This is a genomic window from Halobacillus massiliensis, assembly GCF_900166625.1.
Classification (GTDB): domain Bacteria; phylum Bacillota; class Bacilli; order Bacillales; family Halobacillaceae; genus Halobacillus_A; species Halobacillus_A massiliensis.
This window is the reverse complement of record NZ_LT800499.1, coordinates 2,881,440-2,896,122: the sequence shown is the minus strand read 5'-3', so window position 1 is coordinate 2,896,122 and position 14,683 is coordinate 2,881,440. Positions and strand designations below refer to the sequence as shown.

The window sequence follows — 14,683 nt, the reverse complement described above, 5'->3', positions numbered from 1 at the left end:
TATGGAAAATCAAAAACCCAATAAAGACTTATTTGTACCTGTTGATACGAGAAATGATGATACTGAGCAAATAACGAGACCCAGTATATCTTTTTGGAAAGACTCATTTATCCGCCTTCGTAAAAATAAAGGAGCGATGGCAGGATTAATTGTTTTAATTGTATTAATATTTTTTGCGTTAACTGGTCCTACAATGAATGGATATGGTGAATTCGATCAGGATTTATCTCGTGCTAAAATGCCTCCAAAAATTGAAGGTCTGCACTGGTTAGGATTTGATGGGACTCTTACTTCCGTTCAAACAGGCACAACTGTTGATGAAGCAGAGCAGAAAGCACTCATGCGCTTTAATAATGATGAAGAATTTATTACAACAAGCGTGCTTAATGAAGGCGGAGATGGTAACGAAGCCAGAGTAGAAGCAAAGTATGATGTGTACTCCGCTAAAGATATGAATGAAAATTTCTGGTTCGGAACAGATGGACTGGGCCGTGATCTATGGACACGAGTGTGGAAGGGAACTCAAATCTCCCTTTATATTGCTTTTGTAGCTGCAATGCTGGACATGCTGATCGGTGTTGGTTACGGAGGAATTTCTGCCTATTATGGTGGACGTGTAGATAACTATATGCAGCGTATCATTGAAATTTTAATGGGGATACCAAACCTTGTTATCGTTATTCTTATGATCTTAATACTGGAACCGGGAATTCTATCAATAACAATTGCGCTTGCTTTAACCGGTTGGATATCAATGTCGCGGATCGTCCGGGGACAGATACTCAAACTGAAAAATCAGGAATTTGTGTTAGCTTCCAGAACTCTGGGAGCACCAGATGGAAGAATATTAAGAAAGCATTTAATACCTAATGTGTTAGGTTTAATCATTATTAACACTATGTTTACAATTCCATCTGCAATTTTCTTTGAAGCCTTTTTAAGCTTTATCGGACTTGGACTTCCAACACCCCTTGCTTCACTTGGAACACTTGTAGAAGATGGGTTCCAGTCCTTGCAGATTTATCCGCACATATTATTATTCCCGGCCGTAGTAATCTCTTTAATTATGATTGCTTTTAACTTGCTGGCCGATGGTCTTCGGGATGCTTTTGATCCGAAGATGCGCGAATAGGAGGTAGGTGTACGAAATGGAAAAATTACTAGACGTAAAAAACTTACATGTATCATTTGACACCTATAGTGGTGAGGTAAAAGCAGTACGAGGTGTGAACTTCAGTGTTAACAAAGGAGAAACCTTAGCCATTGTAGGAGAGTCAGGTTCTGGAAAATCAGTTACGACAAAAGCCTTAATGAAACTTATTCCAATGCCGCCGGGAAGAATCAAAGAAGGCGAAATTCTCTTTGAAGGACGCGATTTAGCTAAGCTTAGCGAAAAAGAAATGGAAAAAGTGCGTGGAAAAGAAATCTCCATGATCTTTCAAGATCCAATGACATCTTTAAATCCAACGATGAAAGTTGGTAACCAGATTATGGAAGGCTTGATTAAGCACCAGAAAGTAAGCAAGGAACAGGCGAAAAAGCGGGTGGTGGAGCTGCTTGAACTAGTAGGTATTCCAGATCCTGAAAACCGTATGAAGCAATATCCGCACCAGTTTTCCGGCGGTATGCGTCAGCGTGTAGTCGTTGCAATAGCGCTGGCCTGTAATCCAAAGCTTTTAATTGCTGATGAGCCGACCACAGCATTGGATGTAACCATTCAGGCACAAATCCTTGAGCTGATGAAAGATATACAGAAGAAGACAGATTCAGCGACAATTTTCATTACCCATGATTTAGGCGTTGTTGCCAATGTTGCCGATCGTGTGGCTGTTATGTATGCCGGTAAAATTGTGGAAATTGGAACAGTTGACGATATTTTCTACAATCCGAAACATCCATATACATGGGGACTGCTTGGTTCCATGCCGTCACTCGACAGCACAGATGAAGAACTTTATGTTATTCCGGGCTCACCGCCAGATCTGCTGAATCCTCCTAAGGGAGATGCATTTGCGGCTCGTAACGAGTTTGCGATGCAGATTGATAAAGAGCAGGAACCACCAATGTTTAAAGTATCTGACACTCATTATGCTGCTACATGGTTACTGCATGAGCATGCCCCTGATATTGATCCGCCAGAAGCGATTAAGAAGCGAATGGCTGCAATGTCTACGAGCAGCGGGAAAGGTGATCGTATATGAGTCAAGAAAAACTAGTAGAGATAAAAAATTTAAAGCAGCATTTTAAAACCGGCCGCCACAGTGTTGTAAAAGCTGTAGATGGTATCAGTTTTGACATTTATAAAGGTGAAACTTTCGGCCTTGTAGGTGAATCAGGCTGCGGGAAGTCTACAACAGGACGGACCATCATCCGCCTTTACAATGCTACGGATGGTGAAGTGATTTTCAATGGGGAAGATGTTCATGGAAAGAAAAGCAAAGATGAACTGAAAAAGTTCAATCGAGAAATGCAGATGATTTTCCAGGATCCCTATGCTTCTCTTAACCCACGTATGAAAGTATCAGATATAATCGCTGAAGGTATGGACATTCACGGTCTTGAAAATGACACAGAGGCTAGAAAAGTCAAGGTGGAGGAACTTTTACAAACCGTAGGACTGAATAAAGAGCATGCCAACCGCTATCCGCACGAATTCAGTGGCGGGCAGCGTCAGCGTATTGGTATTGCCCGCGCTTTAGCGGTGGATCCATCCTTTATAATTGCCGATGAACCGATCTCTGCCCTTGATGTTTCCATTCAGGCTCAGGTTGTGAATTTGTTGAAAAAGCTTCAAAAAGATAAGAATTTAACATATTTATTCATTGCGCACGATTTATCAATGGTTAAGTATATTAGTGATCGAATTGGTGTGATGTACTTTGGACGTATGGTGGAGCTTGCCGATGCAGATGAGCTTTATAAACATCCTATCCATCCATATACTCAGTCACTTTTATCAGCGATTCCACTGCCGGATCCAGTATATGAGCGGTCACGTGAGCGATTCACTTATGATCCAAATGATCATGATACAAGTGAAGAGCCTCAATTTAGAGAAGTTCGTTCTAATCACTGGGTGCTTTGTACCACTAAAGAATTTGAGCGTTACCAAACCGAGCATGCAGTTAATGTTTAATGATTGAGCCCCTTATTTAAGGGGCTTTTTGATTTTATAATCATTTTTAACTATGTCTCTTAGAAATATTTTGAAAAAATAAGTAAATTTGGAGAGTTATGTCTATTCATAGCCCGATTTTTTCTTTACAATATATATAGTAGAAAACCAATTGAGGAGAAGAAGGGTGAAATATGGGAAATAAATACTTAAGGAAAATCATTGCGGCAGGCCTTTTTGTAATGGCGGCTGCTCTTCCAGTCAGCCAAGCAGAAGCTGCTGGAAACGAAGTACATATGCATACAGGCAAGCAGATTGAGAAACAAAGTTTAGAGCTCCCCCATAAGATGGCACGGTTTCTCTATAATGCGGGACTAGAGTTCGAATATCCAGAGGCAGTAAGAGGAATTTACGTAACCGGACCGTCAGCAGGCGGAGCTAAAATGAAAGAGCTGACAGACCTTGTGGAAAGTACCGATTTAAACGCAATGGTAATCGATATTAAGGAAGACCATGGGAATATTTCATTTGAGCCGCCAGAGGATTCACCTTATGCAGATATTGCCGAACCATACATAGATGATCCGAGAAAGATGCTTGAAACGCTTGAAGAAAAAGGTATATATCCAATTGCCCGTGTTGTTGTATTCAAAGATAGTTTACTTGCTAAAGAGCATCCCGAACTTTCGTTTACTGAAAACGGCCAGGTATGGAAGAATGGAAAAGGAGAATCCTTTGTTAATCCTTTTGAAAAAGAAGTCTGGGAATATAATTTGGAAATCGCCAAAATGGCAGCAGAATTAGGTTTCCAGGAAATTCAATTTGACTATGTCCGTTTTCCAGAAGGGTTTGACTCAAGGGATGACATCTTAGATTATGGGCAGGGGGAGTACGCGAAGTCAGAAGAGTCTAATGTGAAAAAACGTGTTCAAGCAGTTACTGATTTTGTCGCTTACGCTCGTTCGGAACTCAGCACATATGACGTAGATGTGTCAGTAGATATATTCGGTTATGCCGCAACTATTGAAGAAGCGCCAAACATCGGCCAGAACTTCTCTAAAATCTCCAGTAATGTGGACGTTATCTCTTCTATGATCTATCCGAGTCACTGGGGCCCTTACTTTGGAATTGATAAACCAGATTCAGAGCCATATAAAACGATTGATGAATATGCAAAAGTGGAAAATGGAGTTCTGGAACAGCTTGAGAACGCTCCCGTCTCACGTCCTTGGCTTCAAGACTTTGAGGCTCCATGGCTGTACAGCGGACCTACTTTCCAATATGGAAAAGCAGAAGTTGAGGCGCAGATAAAAGCACTTCATGATAATGGTATTGAGGAATATTTGCTTTGGAATGCGGGTAATAACTATACAGAGGGCGTAGACTATACCCCTTAAATTAAAAGCACTGTTTTACCGCAGTGCTTTTATTGCGGCTGTTTATAAGCATTTAACTTTAAATTCCGCTTAAGGTATAATGAAACTATACTTGAATAAGGGAGTAGATCAATGAGCTGGTATAATAAACTCAAACAGTATTTTCCTGTAGAGGAAATGAAGTCAGAAGAGCACATGGAAACTTTACTTAAGGAAAAAAGTGATGTTTATTACAAAGATGAAAGTGAAAATCATGTATTAATGTATGCTGAATTTGAATCTTTTATTTTTATTGACTATGTATACGTCTCCTCAGCTGCCAGAGGACAGGGGCTGGGTCATCAATTAATTGAAAAAATGAAAGCAAAAGGCAAGCCGATTATTTTAGAAGTGGAGCCAGTTGATTACGAAGATACAGACACGGCGAAGCGGCTTCATTTTTATCAGCGTGAAGGGTTTAAACATGCACAATCCATCGGTTACACCCGCCGATCGTTAGCAACAAATGAACCAACCCCAATGGAAATCCTCTATTGGTCTCCGGAAGACGCAACAGAAGAAGAGATCTACGAACAAATGAAAAGGATGTACGAAGAAATTCACACCTATAAAGATAAAGATTTTTATGGGAAATCCTATCAGCCAGTCGATGAAGTGTTAACAATTGATGAAGATCGTGATTCAGAGGATATTTTGAAGGATTTAAAAAAATTACACTAATTAAAATCCCCATCTTCGTTAAGATGGGGATTTTCTTTCTGAAAAAAAGCTTCTTTGATTCTGAGGAAAATGAAGATGCTGTTCCGTTTGCCTGAATATGGAGAACCGGACCTGGGGAAAGACTCGCTTTCCATGGGCGAACGGTGAGCTTTCTCGGGCTTATAGCCTTCCGGAATCTCCCCCTTGGTCTGTACCCATAAATTTTTCTTAGATTAAAGAGAAGGCTGTTCCGTTTGCCTGAATATGGAGAACCGGGCCTGGGGAAAGACTCGCTTTCCATGGGCGAACGCTAAGCTTTCTCGGGCTTATAGCCTTCCGGTATCTCATCCTTGGTCTGTACCCATAAATTTTTCTTAGATTAAAGAGAAGGCTGTTCCGTTTGCCTGAATATGGAGAACCGGGCCTGGGGAAAGACTCGCTTTCCATGGGCGAACGCTAAGCATCCTCGGGCTTTTAGCCCTCCGGGATCTTACCCTGTTCTCTTCTCCCATAGGAGTCTCGCCGTTTCCCCTGGCCCTTTATGTTTTTTAGAGGAACGGAACACTGAGTAAGAAAAGACTATTTCCTTTAGAGTGGTTATGAAACTTACAGCGTTCCGTTTAACCCCCAATAGTAAAAGTGGCTGGGAAATGGCGAGACTCCAGCAGGGAGATAGAGCCATGGTGAGATCCGCGAGTGAAACGAGCTAGCTCACCGGCTCCCCGCGGAAAGCGAGCTATTTCCAAGCCGCTTTCCTCTTTCTACAGAAACGGAACCGTCTATCCTTTCCTCAAAATGGCAGGGAGATAGAGCCAAGGTGAGATCCACGAGTGGAGCGAGCTAACTCACCGGCCCCCTGCGGAAGAGGAGTCATTTCCCAGCCGCTTTTCTCTTACTACAATAAAAGGACCAGTTTTATATATTCAAAACTGAGTGATAAAACAGTAAAATGAACTTTAAATGACTTTCACAATCCTCTGAAAAATCGAGTCTTTAAGCAAGGAGGGATTTTCACTCTTTGTTCATAATTGAAAATGAAAAACTTCACATATTTCTCTAGAAAACAGGTTTGATTATCTGTTATAGGTGGTAAATAACAATATAATGCACAGTTTTATGTATTTCTATTGATTCTGTAAGCCTTTTATCTTACGTGATATAGATTTTAGTTGACAAATATGGTATAGTTATAAATGAAGGTTAGTTTATACTAATTTTAATCTGAGAACCACCAGCAATGTATCATAAATAAACTATCGAGGAGTGAAGTTTCTGTATGGTAACACTTTATACCTCACCAAGTTGTACATCATGCCGTAAAGCCAAAGCTTGGCTGGAGGAACACAGCATTGAATATACGGAGCGTAATATTTTTTCCGAACCGTTAACGATTGATGAAATAAAAGAAATCTTAAGAATGACAGAAGACGGAACGGAAGAAATTATTTCTACTCGTTCAAAAGTTTTCCAGAAACTGAAAGTCGATTTTGATCAGCTGCCAATGCAGGATCTTTTCGATTTAATTCAGGAAAACCCTGGCTTGCTTCGCCGTCCGATTATTATTGACGATAAGCGCCTTCAAGTAGGCTACAACGAGGATGAGATCCGCCGTTTCCTTCCACGAAGCGTCCGGACTTTCCAGTTAAAAGAAGCCCAGCGTTTAGTTAACTAATTATAAAAGAAGTTCCGACTGCCGAAAGCTGCCGGAACTTTTTTTATTTGGCTTCCGCCTGACGGTTGTAAATGTAACCAATCGTTACGGTAAATAAAACAAACAATAAGGGTATGGCCGGAAGAAGAGGAGCAATGGAATAAGAGAGTTCTTTGACATGAGGATCTTCAAGCATCATCTCAGCCGCAGTAAACGCAAGAATCCCAGCCCCGATATATACAAGTATCGAAAATTTTTCCATAAGAGTCAGGATAATTCGGCTTCCCCAAATAATAATCGGTACAGAAACTAAAAGGCCCAATATAACTAACGTCATATTTCCGTGAGAAGCACCGGCAATGGCGAGAACATTGTCAAAGCCCATAACAATATCAGCAAAAACGATGGTTCGGATAGCGGTAAATAAACTGTCCCCACTCTTAATATTGTGGCTTTCTCCTTCATCTAAGAGCAGCTTGATCGCTATGTATAGAAGAAGCAGGCCGCCGACGAGCCGGAGAAACGGGATATGAAGCAGATATAAAGCGATCAATGTGAGAAGAATCCGGCAAATGACCGCAAGGCCTGTCCCTATAAAAATCGCTTTATTGCGCTGCTTCTTAGGAAGGTTTCGACTGGCTAAAGCAATTACGACAGCATTGTCACCGCCAAGGATAATATCAATGCTTATTATGATAAGTACTGGTTCAAGCAAGTCCCAATTCATGAAAAAACTCCCCTTTAAGTAGTGACAAATTTCAAAAAATAAGCTAGAATAAAAAACCACCAGTCATATTTGCCTAGGCTTGGTTTCTAGTTATCCGCTGATTCGAAGCAATTTGTTTTCCATTTTCGGATTCCTGTCATACAATATAAGTACATCAATCCTTACGCTGTAAACACATCACGATGGTTGAGAATTTGACCTTTGGGGTAAGGTAATATTAAGCGATTTAGGGTTACGATCCCTTCCGCCTACTAAATGATAGAAGGGAGAGAGAGGCATGGAAATCGAACGCATTAATGAGAACACCGTTAAATTTTATGTTTCCTATCACGATGTTGAACAACTTGGTTTCGATCGTGAAGAAATTTGGTACAATCGGGAACGAAGCGAACAGTTATTCTGGGAAATGATGGATGAAGTAAACGACCAGGAAAACTTTCAAGCAGATGGTCCATTATGGATTCAAGTTCAGGCAATGGACAAAGGGCTTGAAGTGATCGTTACTAAAGCGCAGGTTTCCCAAGACGGGCAAAAGCTCGAACTCCCTAGTGATGATGGTAAATCAATTGATGTACCTGTAGACGAAAAATTAGAGAATCTACTTGACGATAAATATACTAATGAAGATACCAGTGACGATAATAATTATGACGAAGAGGAAGAAGAGGGATTTGCACCTCTGCAGTTTACACTTCGTTTTAAAGAATTTGAAGATATCATTCAGTTAAGTCATTATATGGACGGAAAAACAGAAGATGTAGAAAATACGCTTTTCCATTTTGAAGACGCCTACTATTTATATATTCAATTCAATGATGAAAATATGAGTGATGACGATCAAGAAAATATTTTGAGCCAGCTTATGGAGTTTGGCCATGAGTCGTCGATTACTATTTATCGACTGCAGGAGTACGGGAAGCTTATCTTTGACAAGCAGGCACTTGCCCAAGTGAAAGGTCATTTCCCGGCAAATTAAACACACTACAGCAGGTAGTGTGTTTTTTTATGGAAAAAAACCAGGACTAAAGGGTTTTGGTTCTTTTTGTCGAATAATAAACATGGAGGTGATTTATGTTTCAAGCATTAAATGAACGAGGGAAATTGTTTGTTATTTACAAAATGCCTCCTCAAGAGGTAGGGAAATTAAAAAAAGGGACACGTTTTTTCTGTCCTGATTGTAGAGAAGCCGTCATGCTACGTTCCGGCCCTTTGACGACCCCGCATTTTGCCCACTACCCAAGCAGTTTATGTAGCAGCAGACGAGGAGGTGAAAGTGAATATCACGAAAAAGGAAAGCTGCTGCTTTTTAAATGGCTGGCCCAGCAGAACTATCACGTCGAACTGGAACCTTTCTTATCTGAAATTGACCAGCGCCCTGACCTTCTTCTCAAGATAAAGTCCAAAAGGATTGCCATTGAATTGCAATGTTCTAAAATATCTTCAAAAGAAGTGGTGAAAAGAAACAAAGGATATCAAAAGCTTGATATCAATCCTTTATGGCTGTTAGGGGGACGCCAATTTGTTCGTTCCGGGCAGTCACTGCTCCAAAGTCATGCTTTATTTAGAGAGCTTCAATATTATTTTAACGGTCAATATGTTCTTTACTTTTTTGATGTCTCCCAGTTATCCATAATTGTTGCAGGTCCGCTTCAAGGTCTTGCCCCTTCCCGTTTATTCTCCAATTTTCACACCCTTCCATTAAGACATATCAAGTTTCCCCATTTATTTCTTACTTCTCAAAAGAAAAATCCTTCCTTCTATAATTCATGGATCAATCAAATGATTCGTTTCCGAACGACGTATCATAGAAATGCCGGAAGCGAAGAATCTCAGCTTCGCCAGCTCCTTTACCTAAAAGGGCTGCATCTTTCCTTAATTCCAAGCCTCTGCTATTTACCGGTTAAAAGTCAGTCATTGACTGCGAAACCTGCTTACGTTTGGCAGACTCGGTTTATCATCGACTATTTTATGAAGCTTCCACTTGGTGGTGAAGTAAAACCCCCGGCATCCATGACAGTTACTACGGCAAATGGCTTTACAGCAAACCTTAATGAAGAGTACTTGGACACTCTTGCCTTATTTGGAATCGTGGACAAAATAAGTCCGTCTATTTGGGTTAAGCTAAAGGATATAGAGTGGCCTAACCATGTAGAAACAGCCGTGAAAGAAGATCAGCAGATAATAGATCGCCTAAAAAAATTCCCTGAGATGGCAGGAATTTAGCTTAAATAAAGAGAAACTGTTTAGAGTGACGAATTATTGTTTGAGGAGGATGCACAAATGGCGACAAAACAGCTGCCTAAAAGAGAAGAAGTGCCTAAAGAACGCACCTGGGATTTAGAATCAATTTTCGCAACTGATGAAGAATGGTATAAAGAGTTTGAAAATACAAAAGAAATGGTTCCTGAAATAGATAAATTTAAAGGAACGCTTGGTGAATCAGCCGCTCATTTATATAAAATGCTTGAGCTGCAGGATAAGCTATCCAACAAAATAGGGCTTCTGTTCACGTATGCACACATGCGTAACGATCAGGATACTACAAATTCCTATTATCAGGAAATGAATGCAAAAGCAGAAAGCCTATACACAACCGTAGCTTCTTCTATGAGCTTTATTGTGCCTGAAATTCTATCACTGCCTGAAGGAAAGATTGAACAGTTTATTAATGAACTGGATGACCTAAAGCTTTATGAACATTCATTAAAAGAGATTACCCGCCGTCGTGACCATGTTCTTAGTGAAAAAGAAGAAAAGCTGTTAGCAGGTTTTTCTGAAGTAGCTTCAAATCCCTCACAGACATTCGGTGCTTTAAATAACGCAGACTTAAAGTTTCCCACGATAACGAATGAAAAGGGAGAAGAAGTTGATTTAACACACGGCCGCTATGTCGGATTTTTAAAATCACAGAATCGTGAAGTAAGAAAAAATGCTTTTCAGGCGATGTATGATACATTCGGCCAGTTTAAAAATACCTTTGCTTCTACTTTAAGCGGCAATGTTAAGAAAAACAATTACTTTGCGACCGTAAAAAATTACGAGCGGGCACGTCAGAGAGCATTGGACAGCAATAATATTCCTGAGTCTGTCTATGATAATTTGATTGAAGCCGTGAATGAACGGCTGCCACTTATGCACCGGTATGTAGAGCTGAGGAAGAAGATTTTAGAACTGGATGAGCTTCATATGTACGACATGTACATGCCGCTTGTTTCCGATGCGGATTTGGAGATTCCTTATGAAGAAGCTCAAGAGCTCGTGCTGGAGGGTCTTAAGCCGCTTGGCGATGATTATGTAGATATCGTTAAGGAAGGGTTTAACAACCGCTGGATTGATGTAGAAGAAAATAAAGGGAAAAGAAGTGGAGCGTATTCATCCGGTCATTACGGCACAAATCCGTTTATCTTAATGAACTGGCAGGATGACGTCAATAATCTTTTTACGTTAGCTCATGAATTAGGACATTCCCTGCATAGTTACTATACTCACAATAACCAGCCTTACCGCTACGGGAACTATTCCATATTCGTAGCTGAAGTAGCTTCCACGTGTAATGAGGCTTTGTTAAATGATTACATGCTTAAGAAAACGAAAGATAAAAAAGAAAAGCTTTATTTACTAAACAACTTCCTGGAGGGTTTCCGTGGCACGGTATTCCGTCAGACGATGTTTGCTGAGTTTGAGCACGAAATCCATATTCAGGCCCAAAACGGAGAAGCATTGACAGCAGATAAATTAACAAAAATTTACTATGATCTTAATAAGAAATATTTTGGTGAGAATGTTGTGATCGATGATGAGATTGGTTTAGAGTGGGCTCGAATTCCTCACTTTTATATGGGGTATTATGTGTATCAGTATTCTACCGGCTATGCAGCTGCGACAGCTTTGGCTGAGCAGATTTTAAGTGATGGAGAGCCGGCGGTTGAGCGCTATAAAAGCTTTTTAAAAGCAGGCTCGAGCGATTATCCAATTGAAGTATTAAAGAAGGCCGGAGTGGACATGACCTCAAAAGACCCAATCTATCAGGCGCTGGATGTTTTTGAAGAGAAGCTGGAAGAGATGGAAGAATTGCTGAAGTAAATTAAAAAGTTCCGCGGATTAAGAAAATCCGCGGAACTTTTTCTTATGAAAAATGATAGTCGGGAAAAAATAAAATCCGGCTATCAGCAGAGGAATCGAGACATAAATGGGAAACAATCGCATTAAAGCGAGCAGATGGAGAACACAAAAGATCAGCAGGACCACCATATAGACAACGATAAATCCAATTTTTACCATAAGCCTCGCTCCCTGATTATTTTATATAAAAACTTATGCAGGAAGTTAAAATTTATGAAAGCTTGTTTTAGGCATAAGAAGGCGTCACTTTGTATGTAAAGTGACGCCTTCCTATGATATTAAGCTTCGATATACTCCCAAAACGCTCCGTGTTTTACAGGGACTTCTCGCGCTATTTGTTTGAGTACAAGCTTCCGCATTTCACGGCGTGCCTGCTGTTCGGTCCAGTCAAAAACGACAGCCACTTCTTTGTTAGCTACAAATTTATAATGATTCAAAAAATCCTCTAATAATGGTTTCTTAGCCGGTTTAGGATCTTTTTGCAGCATTTCTTTTAATACTTTTACATACACATCATAGCTGTAAGTGCCGGTGATTTTCAATCCCGCATCTTCTTCTGATTCATTAAAAAGCACAATAGAAGGAGCAGAATCAACGTCCATTTCTTTCGTTAGCTTAATATCGCACTGTAAGGCTTTTTGGGCTGATTCAGAATGAAGGTCTTTTTTAAATTCATTTACATCAAGGCGGCTTTTTTCAGCACACGAGATAAGCACTTCTTCATTCGATATATCCTTTTTCTCTAAAAACACATATTCCTGAATTTTACGCAGAAATCTCATACCTGCCTTCTTGCCCTGCAGTTCAGCTGCTTTAACAGCGAGGGCTGTGGCTAAAGGGGAAGAGACCGGATTTTCAATCCAAACATCTCCATCACAGCACATCCCGGTACGTGATCCTGTTTTATCCCAGACTTTTTTGAGCTTTTCCGGTTTCTTCTGGGAGCACTGCTGGAGTGAAGCTAAATTTCCACTAATAATCGGCCGGAGAGTGAAGAACCGTCCATATTCGATGGTAAGCTTTTTAATAACTGGTTCAAGTGACCAGCATTCAGGGCAGAGCGGATCAATAAAAACGTACATCTCAATCGGTTTATTCAGCAGATCAAAAAAGCCGCTGGATGCACCTGACTGCTCATTCGAACTGTTTAAGCTTTTCCAACTCACAACGATTCTCCTTTCTCATCCTCTGGTGTATTCATCATATGATTTGCGGTCATCGTCAGGCGATCAAGCATAGCTGTCCGGTAGGGCTCTTCAATTTCAGCATCTGCAAGAGCCTGATGCATGCAGGATAGCCATGCATCTCTTCTTGTCGGAGTAATAGCAAACGGCATGTGCCGTGCCCTCAGCATCGGATGCCCGTGTTCCTGTATATAAAGGGGAGGACCACCAAAAAACTGGGTTAAAAATTGTTTTTGTTTACGCCGCGTCTCTGATAGATCATCCGGAAAAATAGGAATAAGATCAGGATGACGGCTTACATAATTATAAAAATGATCCACGAGTTTTTCCAGTTTTTTGTCTCCGATCGCTTCATAAATAGTGCCTGGTGTCTGTTGCATAAAATCCCTTCCTGTCTGTTTATATATTTTAGCAACGGTCCAGTGACTCGGCAACTAATCTGATTTAGCCTGAAAGAAACGCTTGATTTTATTATCTGTTTTTCTTCGGGGAATATGATATTTCTCTAGAAGTTCCTCAAAAACTTTTTCACCGCTTTTTCGTTCACTGGCTTCCAGCTCTAATTCATAGTCATCTTCTTCAAAATAAAAACTGTGATCTAACACAACGGTTGTGCCGTTAAACCCCTGTTCTTTTCTTCGGGTCGTCAAAGCCCCCATGTATCTCAGATCCTTTAAAGAGACGCCAAGTTCCTGCAGCTGTGAACCCACACTTTCAGGTTCAGATGGTCTGCCTATGATCCACTCATTAACAACCTCTTCTGTAAGGGGGTCATGGGTTTCCAGAAGTCCTTCCTCATGGGGCTGTTTTAATGTTAATGTCCATTTGTCTTTTTTTCTGCGGATTCTTAAGGCAGCTCCAAGATTTTTTAACTGAAAGTCTTCTGTTTCAAAATAATAGTTGGTTTGTTCAATGAGTTCAACTGATTCAAAGTTCAATTGCTCATAAAGCATGTCATATTCTTTTTTAGTGAGAAGGTTTTTAAATTCAATTTCTATTTCCTGGGCCATATGAATCACCTCTATATATTAATTATGATTTAAATAGGATGTGAATTGCAAAGATTAAACATTCTCATTCAAGATATTTCTGGTAAATATGATACAATACAAGGGATACATAGGATGATGGATACATCGATAGAAGGATATTTAAAGGTGGTCTCGTAGAGTATGAATTGGGATATTTTTTTAGCACCTTATTCGCAGGTTGTCGAAGAACTTAAGGTTAAATTAAAAGGAATGAGGCAACAATTTGAATATGAAAGTGATCAATCTCCGATTGAATTTGTGACAGGCCGGGTAAAACCTAAATCAAGCATCATTGAAAAAACGCGAAGAAAGGCGATTACACCGGAAGAGGTAGAGAACGAGCTTCAAGATATTGCGGGAGTTCGGGTCGTCTGCCAGTTTGTTGATGATATATATTCGGTAGTTAAAATGCTGAGGAACCGAAATGATTTTGATATTTTTGAAGAGAAAGACTATATTTCGCGAAAGAAAGACAGCGGGTACCGTTCTTACCATGTCATTATCCGCTATCCAGTGGAAACGATTCATGGAGAAAAAATCGTGCTTGCAGAAATACAAATCAGAACATTAGCCATGAATTTCTGGGCGACAAATGAGCACTCATTGAATTATAAGTATGCAGGTCAAATTCCTGCTGAAATAAAAGCAAGGCTGCAAAGCGCAGCAGAAGCAGCTTTCCAGCTGGATGAAGAAATGTCGAAAATAAAAAACGAAATACAGGAAGCACAGAAAATTTTCACCGTGAAAAAAAGCAGGGAAGAGCAGTAAGCATTACAGC

At 40.3% G+C, this 14,683-nt stretch carries 15 protein-coding genes; 10 read left to right on the top strand and 5 right to left on the bottom strand.

Annotated features, from left to right (window positions below; all coding sequences use genetic code 11):
• Window position 1: 1 nt before the first annotated feature.
• From opp3C to spxA, 6 genes are all read left to right on the top strand, one after another.
• On the top strand, window positions 2-1,132 hold the full coding sequence (gene opp3C / locus B7E06_RS14375) for an oligopeptide ABC transporter permease (protein WP_082234649.1): 1,131 nt from the start codon (window positions 2-4) through the stop codon (window positions 1,130-1,132).
• A 16-nt stretch (window positions 1,133-1,148) separates the two neighbouring features.
• On the top strand, window positions 1,149-2,201 hold the full coding sequence (locus B7E06_RS14370) for an ABC transporter ATP-binding protein (protein ID WP_082234648.1): 1,053 nt from the start codon (window positions 1,149-1,151) through the stop codon (window positions 2,199-2,201).
• Window positions 2,198-3,136 carry an ABC transporter ATP-binding protein gene (locus B7E06_RS14365; protein ID WP_082234647.1) on the top strand — a complete coding sequence of 313 codons (939 nt, stop codon included), beginning with the start codon at window positions 2,198-2,200 and terminating at the stop codon, window positions 3,134-3,136. The genes B7E06_RS14370 and B7E06_RS14365 overlap by 4 nt, the downstream gene beginning before the upstream one ends.
• A 173-nt stretch (window positions 3,137-3,309) precedes the next feature.
• Window positions 3,310-4,512: a putative glycoside hydrolase gene (locus B7E06_RS14360; RefSeq protein WP_082234646.1), complete on the top strand. Its 1,203-nt coding sequence runs from the start codon at window positions 3,310-3,312 to the stop codon at window positions 4,510-4,512.
• Window positions 4,513-4,623: 111 nt separating this feature from the next.
• Window positions 4,624-5,211, top strand: coding sequence for a GNAT family N-acetyltransferase (locus tag B7E06_RS14355; RefSeq protein WP_082234645.1), 588 nt, complete (start codon window positions 4,624-4,626; stop codon window positions 5,209-5,211).
• Window positions 5,212-6,466: 1,255 nt separating this feature from the next.
• Window positions 6,467-6,862: a transcriptional regulator SpxA gene (gene spxA / locus B7E06_RS14350; protein WP_082234644.1), complete on the top strand. Its 396-nt coding sequence runs from the start codon at window positions 6,467-6,469 to the stop codon at window positions 6,860-6,862.
• A 43-nt stretch (window positions 6,863-6,905) separates the two neighbouring features.
• Here the strand turns inward: spxA and B7E06_RS14345 are convergent, their stop codons facing one another.
• Window positions 6,906-7,568 (bottom strand): TerC family protein, encoded by a 663-nt coding sequence (locus tag B7E06_RS14345; protein WP_082234643.1) that lies wholly within the window; start codon window positions 7,566-7,568, stop codon window positions 6,906-6,908.
• 277 nt (window positions 7,569-7,845) lie between these two features.
• On the opposite strand from B7E06_RS14345, the gene mecA reads away from it, so the two are divergent.
• The 3 genes from mecA to pepF all read left to right on the top strand — a co-directional run bounded on the left by mecA (window position 7,846) and on the right by pepF (window position 11,651).
• Window positions 7,846-8,544: an adaptor protein MecA gene (gene mecA / locus B7E06_RS14340; protein ID WP_082234642.1), complete on the top strand. Its 699-nt coding sequence runs from the start codon at window positions 7,846-7,848 to the stop codon at window positions 8,542-8,544.
• 95 nt (window positions 8,545-8,639) lie between these two features.
• A complete protein-coding gene (locus B7E06_RS14335; protein WP_082234641.1) occupies window positions 8,640-9,791 on the top strand; it encodes a competence protein CoiA in 1,152 nt (383 codons plus the stop codon).
• 57 nt (window positions 9,792-9,848) lie between these two features.
• On the top strand, window positions 9,849-11,651 hold the full coding sequence (pepF, locus tag B7E06_RS14330; protein ID WP_082234640.1) for an oligoendopeptidase F: 1,803 nt from the start codon (window positions 9,849-9,851) through the stop codon (window positions 11,649-11,651).
• An 18-nt stretch (window positions 11,652-11,669) separates the two neighbouring features.
• On the opposite strand, the gene B7E06_RS14325 is transcribed toward pepF, so the two are convergent.
• The 4 genes from B7E06_RS14325 to B7E06_RS14310 all read right to left on the bottom strand — a co-directional run bounded on the left by B7E06_RS14325 (window position 11,670) and on the right by B7E06_RS14310 (window position 13,884).
• A complete protein-coding gene (locus tag B7E06_RS14325; protein ID WP_082234639.1) occupies window positions 11,670-11,849 on the bottom strand; it encodes a hypothetical protein in 180 nt (59 codons plus the stop codon).
• Window positions 11,850-11,968: 119 nt separating this feature from the next.
• Window positions 11,969-12,856: a ClpXP adapter SpxH family protein gene (locus B7E06_RS14320; protein ID WP_281249095.1), complete on the bottom strand. Its 888-nt coding sequence runs from the start codon at window positions 12,854-12,856 to the stop codon at window positions 11,969-11,971.
• Window positions 12,853-13,254, bottom strand: a complete 402-nt coding sequence (locus B7E06_RS14315; RefSeq protein ID WP_082234638.1) for a globin domain-containing protein — start codon at window positions 13,252-13,254, stop codon at window positions 12,853-12,855. The genes B7E06_RS14320 and B7E06_RS14315 overlap by 4 nt, the downstream gene beginning before the upstream one ends.
• A gap of 54 nt (window positions 13,255-13,308) precedes the next feature.
• Window positions 13,309-13,884, bottom strand: a complete 576-nt coding sequence (locus B7E06_RS14310) for a CYTH domain-containing protein (RefSeq protein ID WP_082234637.1) — start codon at window positions 13,882-13,884, stop codon at window positions 13,309-13,311.
• Window positions 13,885-14,046: 162 nt separating this feature from the next.
• Between B7E06_RS14310 and yjbM the strand changes: the two genes are divergently transcribed.
• Complete coding sequence (gene yjbM, locus B7E06_RS14305; protein WP_082234636.1) at window positions 14,047-14,673, top strand: GTP diphosphokinase; 627 nt, start codon at window positions 14,047-14,049, stop codon at window positions 14,671-14,673.
• Window positions 14,674-14,683 lie beyond the last annotated feature (10 nt).